This window comes from Paracoccus sp. TOH, from assembly GCF_030388245.1.
GTDB classification, from domain to species: Bacteria; Pseudomonadota; Alphaproteobacteria; order Rhodobacterales; family Rhodobacteraceae; genus Paracoccus; species Paracoccus simplex.
The window spans coordinates 1236827-1255375 of record NZ_CP098360.1 but is presented as its reverse complement, the minus strand read 5'-3'; the positions used below and the strand labels follow the sequence as shown (position 1 = coordinate 1255375).

The 18549-nt window shown below is 68.5% G+C and carries 19 protein-coding genes; 12 read left to right on the top strand and 7 right to left on the bottom strand.

From position 1 onward, the window contains the following. Window positions 1-83 precede the first annotated feature (83 nt). The 4 genes from NBE95_RS06230 to uvrC all read left to right on the top strand — a co-directional run bounded on the left by NBE95_RS06230 (window position 84) and on the right by uvrC (window position 4904). A complete protein-coding gene (locus NBE95_RS06230; RefSeq protein WP_289893048.1) occupies window positions 84-953 on the top strand; it encodes a PfkB family carbohydrate kinase in 870 nt (289 codons plus the stop codon). Between the two features lie 39 nt (window positions 954-992). Then, window positions 993-1796 (top strand): S49 family peptidase, encoded by an 804-nt coding sequence (locus NBE95_RS06225; protein WP_289893047.1) that lies wholly within the window; start codon window positions 993-995, stop codon window positions 1794-1796. Window positions 1797-1961: 165 nt separating this feature from the next. Continuing rightward, window positions 1962-2732 (top strand): SDR family oxidoreductase, encoded by a 771-nt coding sequence (locus NBE95_RS06220; protein ID WP_289893046.1) that lies wholly within the window; start codon window positions 1962-1964, stop codon window positions 2730-2732. 300 nt (window positions 2733-3032) lie between these two features. Beyond that, window positions 3033-4904, top strand: a complete 1872-nt coding sequence (uvrC, locus tag NBE95_RS06215) for an excinuclease ABC subunit UvrC (RefSeq protein WP_289893045.1) — start codon at window positions 3033-3035, stop codon at window positions 4902-4904. A gap of 33 nt (window positions 4905-4937) precedes the next feature. On the opposite strand, the gene NBE95_RS06210 is transcribed toward uvrC, so the two are convergent. Next, window positions 4938-5612 (bottom strand): metal-binding protein ZinT, encoded by a 675-nt coding sequence (locus NBE95_RS06210; protein ID WP_289893044.1) that lies wholly within the window; start codon window positions 5610-5612, stop codon window positions 4938-4940. Window positions 5613-5771: 159 nt separating this feature from the next. Between NBE95_RS06210 and pgsA the strand changes: the two genes are divergently transcribed. The 4 genes from pgsA to NBE95_RS06190 all read left to right on the top strand — a co-directional run bounded on the left by pgsA (window position 5772) and on the right by NBE95_RS06190 (window position 8111). Further along, on the top strand, window positions 5772-6401 hold the full coding sequence (pgsA, locus tag NBE95_RS06205; protein WP_019353066.1) for a CDP-diacylglycerol--glycerol-3-phosphate 3-phosphatidyltransferase: 630 nt from the start codon (window positions 5772-5774) through the stop codon (window positions 6399-6401). Then, entirely contained in the window at window positions 6391-6642 is a 252-nt protein-coding gene (moaD, locus tag NBE95_RS06200) for a molybdopterin converting factor subunit 1 (protein WP_289893043.1), read from the top strand. The genes pgsA and moaD overlap by 11 nt, the downstream gene beginning before the upstream one ends. Before the next feature lie 3 nt (window positions 6643-6645). Next, complete coding sequence (locus NBE95_RS06195; protein WP_289893042.1) at window positions 6646-7086, top strand: molybdenum cofactor biosynthesis protein MoaE; 441 nt, start codon at window positions 6646-6648, stop codon at window positions 7084-7086. 68 nt (window positions 7087-7154) lie between these two features. Further along, window positions 7155-8111, top strand: a complete 957-nt coding sequence (locus tag NBE95_RS06190; protein WP_289893041.1) for an acetyl-CoA carboxylase carboxyltransferase subunit alpha — start codon at window positions 7155-7157, stop codon at window positions 8109-8111. A 268-nt stretch (window positions 8112-8379) separates the two neighbouring features. On the opposite strand, the gene NBE95_RS06185 is transcribed toward NBE95_RS06190, so the two are convergent. Further along, on the bottom strand, window positions 8380-9648 hold the full coding sequence (locus tag NBE95_RS06185) for a 4-aminobutyrate--2-oxoglutarate transaminase (RefSeq protein ID WP_289893040.1): 1269 nt from the start codon (window positions 9646-9648) through the stop codon (window positions 8380-8382). Between the two features lie 101 nt (window positions 9649-9749). On the opposite strand from NBE95_RS06185, the gene NBE95_RS06180 reads away from it, so the two are divergent. After that, complete coding sequence (locus tag NBE95_RS06180) at window positions 9750-10469, top strand: rhomboid family intramembrane serine protease (protein WP_289893039.1); 720 nt, start codon at window positions 9750-9752, stop codon at window positions 10467-10469. A gap of 11 nt (window positions 10470-10480) precedes the next feature. Here the strand turns inward: NBE95_RS06180 and mnmD are convergent, their stop codons facing one another. Continuing rightward, a complete protein-coding gene (mnmD, locus tag NBE95_RS06175; protein ID WP_289893038.1) occupies window positions 10481-11137 on the bottom strand; it encodes a tRNA (5-methylaminomethyl-2-thiouridine)(34)-methyltransferase MnmD in 657 nt (218 codons plus the stop codon). A 47-nt stretch (window positions 11138-11184) separates the two neighbouring features. Between mnmD and NBE95_RS06170 the strand changes: the two genes are divergently transcribed. Continuing rightward, the gene (locus NBE95_RS06170) at window positions 11185-12204 is read left to right on the top strand and encodes an FAD-dependent oxidoreductase (RefSeq protein WP_289893036.1); all 1020 of its coding nucleotides are present in this window, start codon (window positions 11185-11187) and stop codon (window positions 12202-12204) included. Here NBE95_RS06170 and NBE95_RS06165 read toward each other — a convergent pair. Further along, the gene (locus tag NBE95_RS06165; RefSeq protein WP_289893035.1) at window positions 12188-12697 is read right to left on the bottom strand and encodes an NnrU family protein; all 510 of its coding nucleotides are present in this window, start codon (window positions 12695-12697) and stop codon (window positions 12188-12190) included. The two genes, NBE95_RS06170 and NBE95_RS06165, sit on opposite strands and share 17 nt — an antisense overlap. An 88-nt stretch (window positions 12698-12785) precedes the next feature. Here NBE95_RS06165 and NBE95_RS06160 point away from each other — a divergent pair, with 88 nt between their 5' ends. Further along, on the top strand, window positions 12786-13349 hold the full coding sequence (locus NBE95_RS06160; protein ID WP_289893034.1) for a DUF4202 domain-containing protein: 564 nt from the start codon (window positions 12786-12788) through the stop codon (window positions 13347-13349). A 4-nt stretch (window positions 13350-13353) separates the two neighbouring features. Next, on the top strand, window positions 13354-14040 hold the full coding sequence (locus NBE95_RS06155; protein ID WP_289894848.1) for a CbiX/SirB N-terminal domain-containing protein: 687 nt from the start codon (window positions 13354-13356) through the stop codon (window positions 14038-14040). A 62-nt stretch (window positions 14041-14102) separates the two neighbouring features. On the opposite strand, the gene NBE95_RS06150 is transcribed toward NBE95_RS06155, so the two are convergent. The 3 genes from NBE95_RS06150 to NBE95_RS06140 are packed head-to-tail and all read right to left on the bottom strand — an operon-like array spanning window position 14103 to window position 18547. Then, window positions 14103-17195, bottom strand: coding sequence for a valine--tRNA ligase (locus NBE95_RS06150; RefSeq protein WP_289893033.1), 3093 nt, complete (start codon window positions 17193-17195; stop codon window positions 14103-14105). Between the two features lie 60 nt (window positions 17196-17255). Then, window positions 17256-17915, bottom strand: a complete 660-nt coding sequence (locus NBE95_RS06145) for a glutathione S-transferase family protein (RefSeq protein WP_289893032.1) — start codon at window positions 17913-17915, stop codon at window positions 17256-17258. Continuing rightward, window positions 17915-18547 carry a glutathione S-transferase family protein gene (locus tag NBE95_RS06140; protein ID WP_289893031.1) on the bottom strand — a complete coding sequence of 211 codons (633 nt, stop codon included), beginning with the start codon at window positions 18545-18547 and terminating at the stop codon, window positions 17915-17917. The genes NBE95_RS06145 and NBE95_RS06140 overlap by 1 nt, the downstream gene beginning before the upstream one ends. Window positions 18548-18549 lie beyond the last annotated feature (2 nt).

The following is an 18549-nucleotide window of genomic DNA, read 5'->3' as shown; positions in this document are numbered from 1 at the left end:
CGCCAAGGCTGAAAATGGCGCGACGCACCGCCAGCGTCGCATGGGTATTTGGAAAACGGTGAAAAGGCGGAGTCGGAGGGCAGATGACGATCTACAATCTCGGCTCGATCAACATTGATCATGTCTATCGTCTGCAGGCCCTGCCGCGCGCCGGCGAAACGCTGCACGCCCGCTCCTATACCCAGGGCCTGGGCGGCAAGGGCGCGAACCAGTCCGTTGCAGCGGCGCGGGCCGGGGCCAGGGTCGTGCATCTGGGTGCCACGGGCGCCGGCGACGGCTGGGTGCTCGACCGCCTCGCCGCCGCGGGGGTCGAGACCTCGGCCATCCTCCGGCTCGCGGACATTGCCACCGGCCATGCCATCATCCTGGTCGAGGCCGGAGGCGAGAATTCCATCATCCTGCATGGCGGCGCGAATCTTGCCCTGCCCGCCGACCTGCCGGGCCGCGCCGGTCTGGGCCCCGGCGACATCCTGCTGATACAGAACGAAACCAACCTGCAGGCCGAGGCCGCGGCGCTGGCCCGCCGGGCCGGGGCGCAGGTGATCTATTCCGCCGCGCCCTTCGAGATCGCGGCGCTGCGCGCCGTGCTGCCGCATGTTTCGATCCTGGCGGTGAACGCGATCGAGGCCCGCGACACCTTTGCCGCCTTCGGCGAGGATCTGCCGGTCGAGGCGCTGCTGATCACCCGCGGCGCCGAGGGCGCCGAATTCCGCGATCTGCGCAGCGGCCAGGTCTGGCACCAGCCGGCCTTCGCCGTGCAGGCGGTGGACACCACCGGCGCCGGCGACTGTTTCGCCGGCTGGTTCGCCGCCGGCCTGTCGCGCGGCGAGGATCCGCCGACCGCCCTGCGCCATGCCGCTGCCGCCGCCGCGCTGCAGGTGACCCGCCGCGGCGCCGGCGACGCCATGCCCGGCCGCGCCGAAGTGCTGGACTTCCTGAAAGCGCGGGGCTGAGCGCTTGCCGCCGCGCCGCCACAACCTTATCTGGTGTCCATGAGAATTCCTTTCCTGAACCGCCCGGCCACTGTCGCCGTCCTGCGCCTGCAAGGCGCCATCGGGGTCGCCGGCCGCGGCGGGCCCGGCCTGTCCGATGCCGCGCTGGCACCGCTGCTGGAACGCGCCTTCAAGCGCCGCAAGCCGCTGGCGGTCGCGCTGGCGCTGAACTCTCCCGGCGGCTCTCCGGTGCAGTCCAGCCTGATCGGCGCCCGCCTGCGCCGCCTGTCCGAGGAGCATGACGTGCCCGTTCACGCCTTCGTCGAGGATGTGGCGGCCTCGGGCGGCTACTGGCTGGCCTGCAGCGCCGATCACATCTGGGCCGATGCCAGCTCGGTCCTGGGCTCGATCGGGGTGATCTCCTCGGGCTTCGGCTTCGTCGAGCTGATCCAGCGCCACGGCATCGAGCGGCGCGTGCATACCGCCGGCCGCTCGAAGTCGATGCTGGACCCGTTCCGCCCCCAGACGCCCGAGGATGTGGAGCGGCTGAACCGGCTGCTGGGTCCGATCCACGAGGCTTTCAAGGAGCAGGTGCGCGCCCGCCGCGGCAACCGCCTGGCCGAGGATCGCGACCTGTTCACCGGCGAGATCTGGACCGGCCGCGAGGCGGTCGAACTGGGGCTGGCCGACGGCATCGCCCATCTGGTGCCGAAGATGCGCGAGCTTTACGGCGAGAAGATCCGCTTCCTGACTTATGGCCAGCGCGTGCCGCTGCTGCGGCGCTTCGGTCTTTCGGCGGATGAGCTGCTGGGCTCGGTCGAAGAGCGCGCGGCGTTCTCGCGCTTCGGGGCGGGCCGCGGATGATCAAGACCGTGCTTCTCTGCCTGCTCATCATCGTGGCGCTGGCGCTGGCCGCCGGGCCGGGCGTGCGCCGGATCATCGCCCGCATCCTGGGATTGCCGCATAAATGACCAAGGATCTCGCCCCGCTTCCCGCCTGGCCCGCGGACCTGGACCGGAGCGCAAGGCCGTGACCGCGCTGATCACCGGCGGCGCCCGCCGGCTGGGCAAGGCCATGGCGCTTTACCTGGCCCGGCGCGGCCACGACATCGCCCTGCATTACCACGCCTCGGCCGAGGAGGCCCGGGCCACCGCCGCCGAGATCCGCGCGCTTGGCGTCGGGGTCGAGATCCTGCATGCCGACCTGCTGGACCCCGACCAGACCGAAACGCTGGTGCCGCGCGCCCAGGCCGCGCTGGGACCGCTGACGGTGCTGGTGAACAACGCCTCGATCTTCGAATACGACAATATCCGCACCGCCAGCCGGCAAAGCTGGGGCCGGCATATCGGCTCGAACCTGCAGGCGCCCTTCATCCTGACCCAAGGCTTCGCCGCCCAGGCCCCCAAGGCCGATCACAGCAGCGCCGAGCCGCTGGCGCAGGGGTTGATCGTCAACATGATCGACCAACGGGTGCTGAAGCCGACCCCGGAATTCATGACCTATTCCGTGGCCAAGGCCGGGCTGTGGTGGCTGACCCGGACCACGGCCCAGGCCCTGGCGCCGGATATCCGCGTCAATGCCATCGGCCCCGGCCCGACCGTGCAGGGGCTGCGCCAGTCCGACAGCCATTTCGCCAACCAGCGCGCCGCCACCATCCTGCAGCGCGGCGCCGGCCCCGAGGATGTCTGCGCCGCCCTGGGCTATCTGCTGGACGCGCCCTCGGTCACCGGCCAGCTGATCTGCGTCGATGGCGGCCAGCATCTGGCCTGGCGCACGCCCGACGTGCTGGGGGTGGAATAGGCGCCAAGGGCTGCCGCCGCGGCAAGTTGTCCACCTTTTGGATAGCCTTCACCCTTCCTTCACGATTCTGGCAAGAAATTCAGTGGATTGTATGGCAGAGAAAAAATATCCTTCCAAATCAGCGCCCTGCAGAATTGCCTGAATTTTAATCAGATCGACGAAACCCCAAGAAACGCTTATTGAACGCGTGTTGCTCCCAAGCTGATTCACAGAGTTATCCACAGATTCCGTGGACAGGATTCAGCTTGATCTTCGTCACTGGAACTTGCAGCCGAGGCCGAGAATCATTTCGTTAACAGCATGACCGATTCCACCCCAGAAAAGCGGCCGGAAAAGACCGGCCAGACGCTGATCCAGGATTATCTGCGGACGCTCGACGGCTCGCCGGGGGTCTATCGGATGCTGGATGCGCAGGGGGCGGTGCTTTACGTCGGCAAGGCGCGGAACCTCCGGGCCAGGGTCTCGAACTATGCGCGCGGCAGCGGGCATTCGGCGCGCATCGCCCGGATGATCCGCGAGACCTGCTCGATGATGTTCCTAACCACGCGCACCGAGACCGAGGCGCTGCTGCTGGAACAGAACCTGATCAAGCAGTTGAAGCCGCGCTACAACGTGCTGTTGCGCGACGACAAGTCCTTCCCGAATATTCTGGTCGCCAAGTCGCATCCCTTCGCGCAGATCAAGAAGCATCGCGGCGCCAAGGCGGAAAAGGGCGACTATTACGGCCCCTTCGCCAGCGCCGGGGCGGTGAACCGGACGCTGAACCAGCTGCAGCGGGTGTTCCTGCTGCGCAGCTGCACCGATGCCACCTTCTCCAGCCGCACCCGGCCCTGCCTGCTTTACCAGATCAAGCGCTGCAGCGCGCCCTGCGTCGGCCGCATCGGGCTGGAGGAATATAACGGCCTGGTCGCCGATGCCGAACTGTTCCTGCAGGGCAAGACCACCCGCATCCAGGCCGACCTGGCGCGCGAGATGGCCGAGGCTGCCGAGGCGATGGAGTACGAACGCGCCGCCGCCTTGCGCGACCGCATCAAGGCGCTGACCGCCGTGCAAGCGGTGCAGGCCATCAACCCGCGCGGTGTGCCCGAAGCCGACGTGATCGCGCTGCACATGGAGGGCGGGCAGGCCTGCGTGCAGGTCTTCTTCATCCGCGGCAATCAAAGCTGGGGCAACCGCGACTTCTATCCCCGGCTGAACGGCGTGGAATCGGCCGACGAGGTGATGCAGGCCTTCCTGGCGCAGTTCTACGACGGCAAGGTGCCGCCGCGGCTGATCCTGCTGTCGCATGGCATCGAGGATCCCGACCTGATGACCGAGGCGCTGTCGGAAAAGGCCGGGCGCAAGGTCGCGCTTGGTGTCCCGCAGCGCGGCGAAAAGGCCGAGTTGGTGGAAAACGCCCTGCGCAACGCCCGCGAGAGCCTGGCCCGCCGCATGTCGGAAAGCGCCGCGCAGCAGCGGCTGCTGGAGGGGCTGACCGAGGCCTTCGACCTGCCCGCCGTGCCGCAGCGCATCGAGATCTATGACAACAGCCACATCCAGGGCACCAATGCCGTGGGCGGCATGGTCGTCGCCGGCCCGGAGGGCTGGATCAAGAGCCAGTATCGCAAGTTCAACATCAAGGGCACCGAGATCACCCCCGGCGACGATTTCGGCATGATGAAAGAGGTGCTGACCCGCCGCTTCTCGCGCCTGCTGAAAGAGGATCCAGACCGCCAGACCGACATCTGGCCCGACCTTTTGCTGATCGACGGCGGCGCCGGGCAGGTTTCGGCGGTGCATCAGATCATGGCGGACATGGGGGTCGAGGACATCCCGATGATCGGCGTCGCCAAGGGCGAGGACCGCGACCACGGCAAGGAAGAATTCCACCGCCACGGCCAGCGGCCCTTCGCGCTGCGCATGAACGACCCGGTGCTGTATTTCGTCCAGCGCCTGCGCGACGAGGCGCATCGCTGGGCCATCGGCACCCACCGCGCCAAGCGGGCCAAGGCCACGATGGCGAATCCGCTGGACGAGATCGCGGGCATCGGTGCGGCCCGCAAGCGGGCGCTGCTCCAGCATTTCGGCAGCGCCAAGGCGGTCAGCCGCGCCGGGCTTGCCGATCTGGTCGCGGTCGAGGGCATCAGCGAATCCATGGCGCAGAAGATCCTGGACCATTTCCACAAGGGATAGGGGCGGCGCCGGGACCGCCCTTGCGTCCCGATGTCAATGCGCCAGCATCTCCGCGACGATCTGCTGCTTGCTCAGCGCCGAAGGATAATAGGTCGGCCAATTGCTGACCTCTTTCAACAGGGCCACGCGGTCGTCCCCCCAGTAGAGGTGATAATGCCCGGCCTTGACCGGCGCGATGGCGTGATCGCTGAACTGGATGAACCGCGGCGCCGCCTCCTCGCCCCCGACCTTGCTGAAGACGTAGCGCACGCCGCGATTGCCGGCCTTATAGGTCAGGATCTCGTGCCCGTCGCCGGCATAGCGCCCCCGAACCGCCTCGCCGCCGCGGTGGAAGGTCACGCTGTCACCCTTGATGGTGATGCGGTCCACGTCGGTCTTGTAGCCGGTCTCGTAATAGGCGCGATAGTCTTCGGCGCTTTTCCCGCCATGCTCGGCCTTGTGGGCCATCACCGGACCCAGCGTGCCGTCCGTCAGCAGCGGATAGACCGACTGCCAGTCGCCCTCCCAGTCGGACAGCGCGCGGGCGCGGATCTGGGCATCCTCGAAATGGCCCTTGTCGATCGCATCGTCATGCGCGTGGGCATGGTCGTGGCCATGGTCATGCGCGTGATCGCCGCCCGCATTCCCCTGCGCCGCCGCTTGCCCGGCGGTAAGCAGCAGCGCCGCCGCCAGCAGCGCGCCGATATGTCTGATCGTCTTTCCTGGCATGTGTCCTGCACCTTTCCAGTTTGCCAATTGGTAATGTTATTACATTTCATAAATTCCCTATCCGACCGCCGGCGCCATGGCAAGCGCCTTTCCGGCCGGCGGTCCGTCTTGGCGCCGCGCCCCCTTCCCCCGGCGCGCACAAGCGCCTAGATTGCCCCCATGCGCTGGACCTTGCCCAATATCCTGACCGTTCTGCGACTTGCGGCCGCGCCGCTGGTGCCGCTGATGTTCTTCTTCCTCACCCGGCCCTTTGCCGATTTCGCGGCGCTGGCGCTGTTTCTGGTCGCCGCCATCACGGATTGGTTCGACGGTTACCTCGCCCGCGCCTGGGGGCAGGAAAGCCGATTCGGCGCCGCCATGGACCCGATCGCCGACAAGGCCATGGTGATCATCGCCGTCGTGGTCATCACCGGCTATTCCGGCATGAACCCCTGGCTGATCCTGCCCTCGACGGTGATCCTGTTCCGCGAGGTCTTCGTCTCGGGCCTGCGGGAGTTCCTGGGCGACCAGTCGCGGCTCCTGAAGGTCACGAAGCTGGCCAAGTGGAAGACCACCGCGCAGATGGTCGCCATCGCCGTGCTGTTCCTCGGCACCGGGCTGAACTATTACGAGACCGGCCACCCGCCGCTGGTGGGCGAGACCAGCCTGCCCTGGTCCGACAGCTGGTCGGACCTGGCGACACAGTTCGGGCTGCTGCTGATCTGGCTTGCCGCGGTGCTGACCGCCATCACCGGCTGGGACTATTTCGCCAAGGCCCGGCCCTATCTGAGGGACGACCATGCCGCTTGACGTGCTCTGGTTCGCCTGGCTGCGCGAGCGCGTCGGCCAGCCCCGCGAAAGCATCGAGACCGAGGCCGCGACCGTGCGCGAGCTGGTCGCCGAACTGGCCGGCATGGACCAGTGGCACGCGGCGGCACTGGCCGACCTCGCCGCGGTGCGCGTCGCCGTGGATCAGGAACTGGCCGACCTGGACGCGCCGCTGGCCGGCGCGCGCGAGGTCGCCTTCTTCCCGCCGATGACCGGGGGCTGATCCATGTCCGCCCGCGTCCAGACCGAACCTTTCGACCTTGCCGCCGAGCTGGCCGGCTTCGGCGCCGGCGCCGGGGCGATCGTCACCTTCTCGGGCCTGGTGCGCGACGAAGGCGGCCGGCTGGTGGCGCTGGAGATCGAACACTATCCCGGCATGACCGAAAAGGCCCTGCAGGCCTATGGCGAGGAAGCCGCGCGCCGCTTCGATCTCGGCGACTGGCGCATCCTGCATCGCCATGGCCGGCTGGCGGTGGGCGAGCCGATCATGATGGTCGCGACCGCCGCCCGGCATCGTGGCGCCGCCTTCGCGGCGGCGGAATACCTGATGGACTGGCTGAAATCCCGCGCGCCGTTCTGGAAGCGCGAGATCGGCCCCGATGGCGCCGGCGCCTGGGTCGAGGCCCGGGACGAGGACGAGAAGTCGCTGGCCCGGTGGCAAGGCTGACATTGCAATCCGGACCCCGGGCAAGCATATAGACCGCAACCCGACCGGATGACAGCGCGGAGCCCTGCATGACTTACCTGGAGTTCGAGAAACCCCTTGCCGATCTTGAAGGCAAGGCCGAGGAACTGCGCGTCCTGGCAAGCAAGGGCGAGGGCGTCGATCTGGAAAAAGAGGCCGCCGCCCTCGACAAGAAGGCCGAGGACATGCTGCGCGACCTCTACAAGCAGCTCGATCCCTGGCGCAAGACACAGGTGGCCCGCCATCCCGAACGGCCGCATTGCAGGGATTACATCGGCCAGCTCTTTACCGAATACACGCCGCTGGCCGGCGACCGCGCCTTCGGCGAGGATCACGCGGTCATGGGCGGACTCGCCCGCTTCCACGACAAGCCCTGCGTGGTCATCGGCCATGAAAAGGGCAACGACACCAAGTCGCGCATCAGCCACAATTTCGGCATGGCCCGTCCCGAGGGCTATCGCAAGGCGATCCGGCTGATGGACATCGCCGACCGCTTCCGCCTGCCGGTGATCACCCTGGTCGACACGCCCGGCGCCTATCCCGGCAAGGGCGCCGAGGAACGCGGCCAGTCCGAGGCCATCGCCCGCTCGACCGAGAAATGCCTGCAGATCGGCGTGCCGCTGGTCTCGGTCATCATCGGCGAGGGCGGCTCGGGCGGTGCCGTGGCCTTCGCCACCGCCAACCGCATCGCCATGCTGGAACATTCGATCTATTCGGTGATCTCGCCCGAGGGCTGCGCCTCGATCCTGTGGAAGGATGCCGAGAAGATGCGCGAGGCCGCCCATGCGCTGAAGCTGACGGCGCAGGATCTGAAGAAGCTCGAGGTGATCGACCGCATCATCGCCGAACCGCTGGGCGGCGCCCAGCGCGCCCCGGCCGAGGCCATCGCCGCCGTGGGCGAGGTGATCTCGGCCATGCTGGGCGAGCTCGAGGGCAAGAAACCGGCCGAGCTGATCAAGGATCGCCGGCAGAAATTCCTGCACATGGGCTCCAAGGCCCTGGGCTAGAGCGTCCGGCGCGCCCTTGCCCCGGGCATTCGATCGACAAGAAAAGCGCACGACACCGCCCCTCCGGGGCCGGACCTTCGCGTCTTCACCGTTTCCCAAATACCCATGCGACGGTGCTGGCCTGCGCCGCCGCATGAGAATTGGGGGCAAGGAAGACGCGCCGGGCGGGCCGCGATTGGCGCGGCGGCTCTTTCCGTTTCCATATACCCGGCCAAGGCTTCCCGCCGGCGCGGTCGAACGGGTATTTGGGAAACGGTGAAGCGCGGGTTCAGCCGCGTGCGGCCCCAATCGATTCCTCGAGAATGTCCAGCGCCTCGTCGAAGACCGCATCCGGGATGGTCAGCGGCGCCAGGAAGCGGATCACGTTGCCGTAAACACCGCAGGTCAGCAGGATCAGCTTGCGCTTCAAGGCCTCCTCGCGGAGGCGGTTGGCGAAATCGGGATTGGGCTTGTCGCTGCCGGCGATGTTGAACTCGACCGCGTTCATGAAACCCGGGCCGCGGATGTCGGCGATCTCGGGCACCCCGTCCGCGATGCCGGCCAGGCGCTGCTTCAGCCGCTGGCCAAGACGGGTGGCGCGGTCGCAAAGCCCTTCCTCCTCGATCACGTCCAGCACGGCATGGGCGGCGGCGACGGCCAGCGGATTGCCGGCATAGGTGCCGCCAAGGCCGCCCGGCGCCGGACTGTCCATCACCTCGGCCCGGCCGGTGACGGCGCTGATCGGCAGCCCGCCGCCCAGCCCCTTGGCCATGGCGGTCAGGTCGGCCGCCACGCCGTGATGCTCCATCGCGAACAGCTTGCCGGTGCGGGCGAAGCCGGTCTGCACCTCGTCGGCGATCAAAAGGATCGAATACTGGTCGCAGATCTGCCGCAGCCGCTGGATGAAGCCGGCGGGCGCCTCGTAGAAGCCGCCTTCGCCCTGCACCGGCTCGATGATGATCGCGGCGACGCGCGAGGGGTCGATATCGGCCTTGAACAGCCGGTCCAGCGCCGCCAGCGCGTCCTCGGCCGTGACGCCGTGCAGCGCGGTCGGGAACGGCAGGTGCCAGATGTCGTTCATCATCGGCCCGAACCCGGCCTTGTAGGGCTGGACCTTGCCGGTCAGGGACATGCCCATGAAGGTGCGGCCGTGGAAGCCGCCGGCAAAGGCCACCACCCCGGCGCGGCCGGTATGGTGGCGGGCGATCTTGACCGCGTTCTCCACCGCCTCGGCGCCGGTGGTGTAGAAGGCGGTCTTCTTCGGACCCTTGCCGGGGACCAGCGCATTCAGCCGCTCGGCCAGCGCGACATAGTTTTCATAGGGCACGACCTGGTGGCAGGTATGGGTGAAGCGGTCGAGCTGTTCCTTGACCGCCGCGATCACCCGCGGATGGCGATGGCCGGTATTGACCACGGCGATGCCGGCGGCGAAGTCGATATAGCGGTTGCCGTCCTTGTCCCAGATCTCGGCATTCTCGGCGCGCTCGGCATAGATCTGGGTCGTCATCCCCACGCCGCGCGAGATGGCGGCGTTCTTGCGGTCGGTCAGGCTGGTCATCGGCCCCTCCTCGGATACGATTCGGGGTCGATGCTATACGCGGTCCGGCGATCCGAACAGGGCCGCTTGCGCGCGCCCATGCGATGCTTCAGGCTGAGCCCATGTTCCCGATCCGCGATCACAACCCATCCGAACGCACGCCCTATGTCACCACCGGGCTGATCTTCCTGAACCTGGTCCTGTTCCTGGTCACCATGCCCTGGGCCGGCGGCCAGGTCGGGCTCTGGGACCGGCTGGCGCTGTATCCGGTCGCGATCATGCATGGCGAATGGCTCTGGGGTCTGGTCACGCACATGTTCCTGCATGCCGGGATCATGCATATCGCCGGCAACATGCTGTTCCTGTGGGTCTTCGGCGACAATCTCGAGGACCAGATGGGCCATGCCGGCTTCCTGGTCTTCTATCTCGCCTGCGGACTGGCGGCGGCGGCAGGGCAGATCGCCGCCGAGCCGATGAGCGGCATTCCCATGGTCGGCGCCTCGGGCGCCATCGCCGGGGTGATGGGCGGCTACCTGCTGATGTTCCCGCGCGCCCGCGTCGACGTGATCGCCATCATCATCGTCATCATCCGCCGCTTCACCATTCCCGCCTGGGTGCTGCTCTTGGCCTGGTTCGGGTTGCAGTTGCTCTCGACCGCCAGCATGGCCGATGACGGCGTGGCCTATATCGCCCATGCGGCGGGCTTCGTCGCCGGCATCGTGCTGGCCGTGCCGCTGTTCCTGCGCCGCGGCGGCCCGGCCTTCTGGCGCCGCACCCAGGGCCGGCCGCCCCATGCGCCGATCGACTATCCGCCAAGCCGCATCCCGCCGGTCCGACGCTAGAACGGCCGGCGCTAGAGCCGGCCACAGCTCATGTGGCGCTTGCCCGCGAAGCCGGGCGCGCGCGTCACCGCGAACCCTGCCGCCGCCAGCGCCCGGCGCACATGGCCGGCCGCCGTATAGGTGGCGAATGTGCCGCCCGGTGCGGTGTGACGGGCCACCTCGGCCATCAGCGCCTCGCCCCAAAGCTCCGGGTTCTTGGCAGGGGAAAACCCGTCCAGGAACCAGGCATCAGCGCGGCCGTCCCAGCCGGGCAGCGCCTGGCGGGCATCGGCCTCGATGATCTCGGCCTCGACCAGGCCCACGGACAGGCGGCGTTGCGGCCAGCCGGCGCGCAACTGATCCGCCAGCGGCGCCAGTTCCGGGAAGGCGGCATGGGCGCGGGCCAGTTCGTCCAGGCTCATCGGGAAGGCCTCGAAGCTGGTGAAGCGGACCGGCACCGTGACGACCTGCGCCAGCGCCAGCAGGTTCAGCCCGGTGCCGAAGCCCAGTTCGGCGACATGGAAGCCGGGCCGCAGCCGCGCCGGCAGGTCGTTGCCGGCCAGAAAGACATGCCGCGTCTCCTCCAGCCCGCCGCTGAGGCTGAAATAGGGGTCGTCGAAACGACGCGAGACCGGGATCGCCCCCTCGCGCCAGTCCAGGTCGGCGCTGCTCTGGTCGCGCTCATTCATCCGCGCTAACTCCTCTTTTGCAGGCAAATGCGGCAAGGGGCGGCGGAATGGCAAGCGGAATCACGGTGGCGGGCGCGGGTGTCTTCGGCCTCGCCTGCGCATGGGAACTGGTGCGGCGGGGCGCCCGCGTGCGGGTGTTCGAAACGGCGCGGATCGGCGCCGGCGCCTCGGGCGGGCATGTCGGCGCACTGGCGCCGCATGCGCCGGAAAACTGGAACGCTAAGAAACAGGTGCAACTCGATGCCCTGGTCGCGGCAGCGGACTGGTGGGCCGAAGTGGCGGCGGCGGGCGGCGTGGATCCCGGCTATGCCCGCAGCGGCCGCATCCAGCCGGTGCCCGAAGGCGCCGCGCCGCGCATGGCCGAGCGCATCGCGGCCGCCGGCGCGCATTGGCCGGGCTGGGCGGGGATGGAACTCACCGATGCGCCGCAGGGGCTGCTGGTGCCGGCCTCGCCCTCGGGCCTGTGGCTGGTGGACCGGCTGACGGCGCGGATCAGCCCGCGCCGGGCCGGCGCCGCGCTGGCCGCCGCCATCCGCGCCCGGGGCGGCGAGATCGTCGAGGGGCAGCCCGCCCCGGACGCCCCGGCGATCTGGGCCACCGGCGTCGCGGGACTGGCGCCCTTTGGCGGCAGCGGCGTCAAGGGGCAGTCGGCGCTGCTGGCGTTTTCCGCCGCCGACGCACCGCAGGTCTTTGCCGACGGGGTCCATATCGTGCCCCATGCCGACGGCACGGTGGCCATCGGCTCGACCTCGGAACGCGACGTCATGGACACGGCCACCGACGCGCAGCTCGAGGCGCTGATCGACAAGGCGCGCGCGCTTTGCCCGGCACTTGGCGATGCGCCGGTGGTGGACCGCTGGGCCGGCATCCGGCCGCGCGCCAGATCCCGTGCGCCGCTGGTCGGCGCCTGGCCCGGACGGCCGGACCATTACGTCGCCAATGGTGGCTTCAAGATCGGCCTTGCCATGGCGCCGGCCTGCGCGGTGATGCTGGCCGACCTGATCCTGGACGGTCGCGACCGCATCCCCGAGGGCTTCAGACCGCCCGATCCTAGGGCTGGGGGCTGACCCCGATCACCAGCGGATGCAGAAGATACAGCGCCAGCCAGACCAGCACCGCCAAGGCCAGCCGCGGCCAGGTCGGATGCATCGCCGCGCCGCGGCGCAGGCCGAGCGCCAGTCCGAACAGCGCATAGGCCAGCAACAGACCGAACAGGATGACATGCGCCAGGTCTCCGTTCGCGACCAGATGCGCCGCGCCCCACAGGGCAAAGCCCGCCATCAGCCCCGCCATGCCGCCGACCGCCGCCACCAGCACCGCGACGGGCATGGCGATATTCACCAGCCAGCGCATCCAAGGCCATTGCGGCCATAACTCGACATAGGGCGCCCGCCCGGACGCCAGGATCAGCCAATAAAGCAGCGCCAGCGACAGCAGGCTGTAGCCGATGACATAGCCCCGCCGCCCCAGCGCCGCGACCAGCGGCCCGCGGAACCGCGCCGGAATCACATGCGAGCCCAGGAAGACCGCCAGCGCCAGGATGAATTCGCCCCATGCCATGTCGGCAGCCTAGTCGCCTTCCCAGGCCGCGGCAATCCGCGTTGACGCGACGCGCCGCTGCGGCATGATGGCGCAAAGAGAGGATATCATGACCCGCCTTCAGACCGCTTTCGACGCCATCGACAAGGCCAATGCCGCCGACCCGCACCTGGACCCCGAGGGCCGGCCCGAGGCGCTGCTCTACGGCCAGCGCATGACGGCCGAGCAGCAGGCACTCTATCCCGATGCCTCGGATGCCCTGCGCATCGCCTGCCGGGGCCAGCATGTGGAACGCTGGCAACTGCCCCGCGACGCCTATCCGATGGACCGCGCCGGCTACCTGGCCTGGCGCACCGAACAGGGCCGCCGCCACGCCGCCCGCATCGACGGCATCATGCGCGAGGCCGGCTATGCCGAAGCGGACGTCGTCCATGCCGGGAAAATGCTGACCAAGCAGGGCATCAAGCGCGACGACGAGGTGCAGGCACTGGAGGACGTCGCCTGCTTCACCTTCATCCGCTGGTATATGGGCCCCTTCGCCGAAGGCCGCGACCCGGACGAATTGCAGCGCATCGTGGAAAAGACCGCACGCAAGATGTCTGCCATGGCCCGCACCCGGGCGCTGCAGGAATTCGCCATCCCCGAACCCTTCGCCGCCGCCTTCCGTGCATAGGGCGCTGCCCCAGGTCCTGATCGTCGCCCATGGCCAGCCCGGCGACCCGGCCCCGCAGCAGCAGGCCATCGAGGCGCTGGCCGCCCGCATCCATGTCGCCGATGCGCAGGTCCGGGGCGCGACGCTGGCCATGCCCGGCGCGCTGGACCTGGCCGAGAACGAGACGCTGATCTATCCGCTGTTCATGGCGGCGGGCTGGTTCACCCGCAGCGAACTGCCCCGCCGCCTGCGGCTGGCCGGCGCGCCGAATGCCCGCATCCTGCCGCCCTTCGGCAGCGACCCGCGCCTGCCGGCGCTCTGCCTCGGGCTGATCGCCAAGGCCGCCGAGGCGCAGGGCTGGCCGCCCGCGCAAACCCATCTTCTGCTCGCCGCCCATGGCTCCGGCCGCTCGCGCGCGCCCGCCGAAGCGGCACGGCGGATGGCGGCCAGCCTCGCCCCCCATGTCGCCGCCGCCAGCTGCGGCTTCATCGAGGAAACGCCCTTCCTTGCCGACGCCGCCCGCGACCTGCCGGCGCAGACGATCTGCCTGCCGCTTTTCGCCACCCGGGCCGAGCATGTCACCGACGACCTGCCCGCGGCCCTGGCCGAGGCCGGCTTCCGCGGTCTGGTGCTGCCCCCGCTCGGCCTTGCCCCGGAGGTTCCGGCGATGATCGCCGAAAGCATCAGGGCCGCCCTGTCCGAGCGGCCCTGATCTTCACCGTTTTCCAAATACCCATGCGACCGCGCCACCGGCCGGGGCGCCAAGGCCTGGGGTCACATCGCCGCCAGCTGCGCCAGGGCCGCCCGGATGCGCAGCAGGTCGTCCTCCAGCGCGGCAAGCTTCTCGCGGGTCTCCTCGATCACCTCGGGCTCGGCGTTCTCGACGAATTTCGGATTCGCCAACCGGCCGCGCAGGCCCGAGGCGTCCTTCTCGGCCTTGGCGGCCGCCTTTTCCAGCCGCGCCGTCTCGGCCTTGACGTCGATCATCTCGCCGACCGGCAGGGCGAAGCTCGCCCCCAGCGCCGCGACCGAGATCATCCCCGGTCCCATAGCGCCGTCCTGCGGGGGGTTCACCCGCGCCAACCGCTCGATCAGCGGCGCATTGGCGGCCAGCGCCGCCCGCGCCGCCTCGTCGGCCTCGGTCACGATCAGGTCGGGACGGGCGCCGGCCGGCACGCCGATCTGGGCGCGGGCCGAGCGGATGTTTTCGATGAGCTGGATCACCCAGTTCATCTGCCGGTCGGCCTCGGCGTCGATCAGCTCGTCGCCATAGGCGGGCCAGTCGCCATGCACCAGCATCCGCCGGCGCTCCCCGGTCAGCGCCCAAAGCTCCTCGGTCACGAAGGGCATGATCGGGTGCAGCAGGGTGTAGCACTGGTCCAGCACCCAGCCCATGGTGGCCTGGGTTTCCTCGCGATATTCGCCGTCGAACAGCGGCTTGGAGAACTCGACATACCAGTCGCAGACCTTGCCCCAGACGAAGCCGTAAAGCCCGGCCGCGGCGTCGTTGAAGCGGAAGCTCTCCAGCGCCTCGTCGGTGGCCTGGCGGATGCGGGCCAGCTCGCCGATGATCCAGCGGTTGACGACATGGCGCGGCTCGGGCCGCGCACCGCCGCCGCGGACGCCGTTCATCTCGGCGAAGCGGGTGGCGTTCCAGATCTTGGTGACGAAATTGCGGTTCGCCTCGACATGTTTCGGGCCCAGCTTGGGGTCGCGGCCCATGGCGGCCATGCTGGTCAGGGTGAAGCGCAGCGCGTCGGCGCCGTATTCGTCGATCAGGGTCAGCGGGTCGATGACGTTGCCTTTCGACTTCGACATCTTGGCGCCCTTTTCGTCGCGCACCAGCCCGTGCACATAGACGGTGCGGAACGGCACCTGCCCGACCACGGCCAGCTGCATCATCATCATCCGGGCCACCCAGAAGAAGATGATGTCGAAACCGGTCACCAGCACGTCGGTCGGGAAATACTTGCGCAGCTCGGCGGTATCCTCGGGCCAGCCCAGCGTGCCGATCGGCCAGAGGCCCGACGAAAACCAGGTGTCCAGCACGTCCGGGTCGCGCCAGACCGGATAGACCAGCTTCGTCAGATCCTGCGTCAGGTTGTAATCGGCCAGCCCCTGGGCAAAGGCGTCGATAGCGGCCTCGCGGTCTGCGACCTCGACCACGCGGGCCATCTCCAGCGGCACCGGCAGTTCGGCGATGGAATCGCGGAACTTTTCGGCCACCTCGGCAAAGCCCGAGGCGGCGTGGTGGATCTCGTCGCGATGCACCAGCCCCTCTTCCAACAGGGCGAAGATCTCGACCTCGTCCAGCACGCCGTCATGGTCGTCCTCGACCTGGCCCTCCAGCCGCAGGTCGAGCCCGTACCAGACCGGGATCTGGTGGCCCCACCAGAGCTGGCGGCTGATGGTCCAGGGCTCGATGTTCTCAAGCCAGTGGAAATAGACCTTTTCATGCTGCTCGGGCAGGATCTTCGTCGCGCCGCTGCGCACCGCTTCCAGCGCCGGGCCGACGATCTTGGCGGTGTCCACGAACCACTGATCGGTCAGCATCGGCTCGATCACCACGCCCGAGCGGTCGCCGAAGGGCTGCATGATCGGCTTGGCATCGACCAGCGGGCGGCGCTCCAGATGCTCGGCGCCGGTTTCCTTGTCGAGGGACTTGTGCAGATAGGTGACGGCCAGCCCTTCCTCGGTGATCGCCTCGACCACCCGCGCCCGCGCCTCGTAACGGTCGAGGCCGCGCAGCTCCTCGGGGACCAGGTTCACGTTCGAGACGTCGCCCACATCCTCGCCCTTGGCGGCGCGGGTGGCGATCTCGGCGCTGTCCTCATAGCCGAGGCCATCGGCGCGCATCTGGCCCTTGCCGTCCATCAGCGCGTAAAGCGGGATGCCATTGCGCATGGCGACGGCATAGTCGTTGAAGTCATGCGCGCCGGTGATCTTGACCGCGCCCGAGCCGAAATCCGGGTCGGGATAGTCGTCGGTGATGATCGGGATCAGGCGGCGGTGCTCCTTGGGTCCGACCGGGATCTCGCAAAGCTTGCCGACGATCGGGGCATAGCGCGCGTCGTCCGGATGCACGGCCACGGCGCCGTCGCCCAGCATGGTCTCGGGGCGGGTGGTGGCGATGCTGATATAGTCGCGGGTCTCGCGCAGGGTGACGTTGCCGTCCGCGTCGCGTTCCACGTATTCATAGGTCGCGCCGCCGGCCAGCGGATATTTGAAATGCCACATATGGCCGGGAACCTCGCGGTTCTCGACCTCCAGGTCGCTGATCGCGGTCTCGAAATGCGGGTCCCAGTTCACCAGCCGCTTGCCGCGATAGATCAGGCCCTTGTCATACATGTCCACGAAGACCCTGATGACGGCATCGTGGAAATTGCCCTCTTCGCCCGCGGGGGCGCCGGGGGCGCCGGACATGGTGAAGGCATTGCGCGACCAGTCGCAGGACGCGCCCAGGCGCTTCAACTGCTCGATGATGGTATGGCCGGATTCCTGCTTCCAGGCCCAGACCTTCTGCAGGAAGGCCTCGCGGCCGATCTCGCGGCGGTTCGGTTCCTGCCGTTCGGCCATGCGCCGTTCCACGACCATCTGGGTGGCGATGCCGGCATGGTCCTGGCCGGGCTGCCACAGCGTGTCGAAGCCGCGCATCCGGTGCCAGCGCACCAGGATGTCCTGCAGCGTGTTGTTCAGCGCGTGGCCGATATGCAGGCTGCCGGTCACGTTCGGGGGCGGGATCACCACCGAGAAGCTTTCCGCCCCCGGTTTCGCATTGGCGCCCGCGGCGAAGGCATTGCTTGCCGCCCATTCCCGCGCGATCCGCGCCTCGGCGGTCCCGGCGTCGAAATTCTTGTCCATGGCCATGTCGCTTACCCCTCGAATCGAAAAGGGGATAGCGAAACCACGGCGAAAGGCCAAGAGGCGCTAGAGAAACCGCGCCGCGAACCCGTCCTTGAACGGGAACCAGCCATAGAAGGGCCGCGCGCCCGCGATCACCCGCAGGACCGAGGGCCGCGCCACCAGCCGCTCGAAATACCCGGCCAAGTGCGGATGATCCGCAAAGGGATGGACGGCGCCGGCATAGAACAGCGCCGGCATGGCGGCGCAATCGGCCAGGCCGAAGCCGCCCGCGATCCAGTCCCGGCCGTCAAGCTGGCGGTCGAGCGCCGCATAGGCCAGGTCCAGCTTGTCGCGGGCGAAGGGGGCGACCCGTTCCTCGGCCCCCTCGGCCATGAAGATGCGGGCATCGACGATCTGCTGCATCATCTGCATGACCTGGAAATCCAGGAAGCGATCCCATTGCCGCGCCGGCAGCGAGGCGTCGGGGTCCGGGTCCAGCAGGCGCAACGGCCCGGGATGGTGCCGGTCCAGCCATTCGATCATCAGCGAGCTTTGCGACAGCACCAGATCGCCCTCGCGCAGCGCCGGCATCCGGCCCATGGGTTCGACCGAGCGCATCAGCGCCCGGTCACCCCCGTTGCCCAGGTCGATATGGCGAAACTCGAAATCCGTCCCCAGTTCGTAAAGCGCGATCAGCACCTTTTGCGTATAGGAGGACAACGGGTGGCCATAGAGCGTCAGCATCACGCCGCCTGCGCGAAATGCGCCACCTGCGCCGCATGGGCGCGCCGGAAGGCCGGGCGCGCGGTGATGCGGTTCATATAATCCGCCAGCACCGGATGGGCCACCAGCTCGCCCATGCTGTCCACGATGCGCAGCACATCGGCCAGCAGGATGTCGGCGATGGTGAAGCGGCCGGCGGCGATGAAGTCCCGCCCCTTCAGCACCGGGACCAGTTGCGCCAGGCGTTCCTGCAGGCGCGGCAGGGCCAGTTCCTCGGCCCTTGCGTCCTGGTCGAAGATCCGCGCCAGCGCCATGGCCATCACCACCGGCTCGAGGCTGTTGAGCGCGGCGACCAGCCATTGCTGGGTCTCGGCCCGCGCGGCGGCCTCGCGCGGCATCAGCGCCTCGGAACGTTCGCCGAGATAGAGCAGGATCGCGCCGCTTTCGAACAGCGTCAGTTGGCCGTCGCGCAGGATCGGCACCTGGCCGAAAGGCTGGCGGGCGAAATGCTGCGGGGTCTTGTCGCGCACGCTGGTGGTCTCGATCTCATAGGGCAGGCCGGCTTCCTCGCAGGCCCAGCGGATGCGCAGGTCGCGGACATAGCCCACGGCAAAGGGCGGCACCCAGTCATAGGTCGTGATCACGAATGTCATGG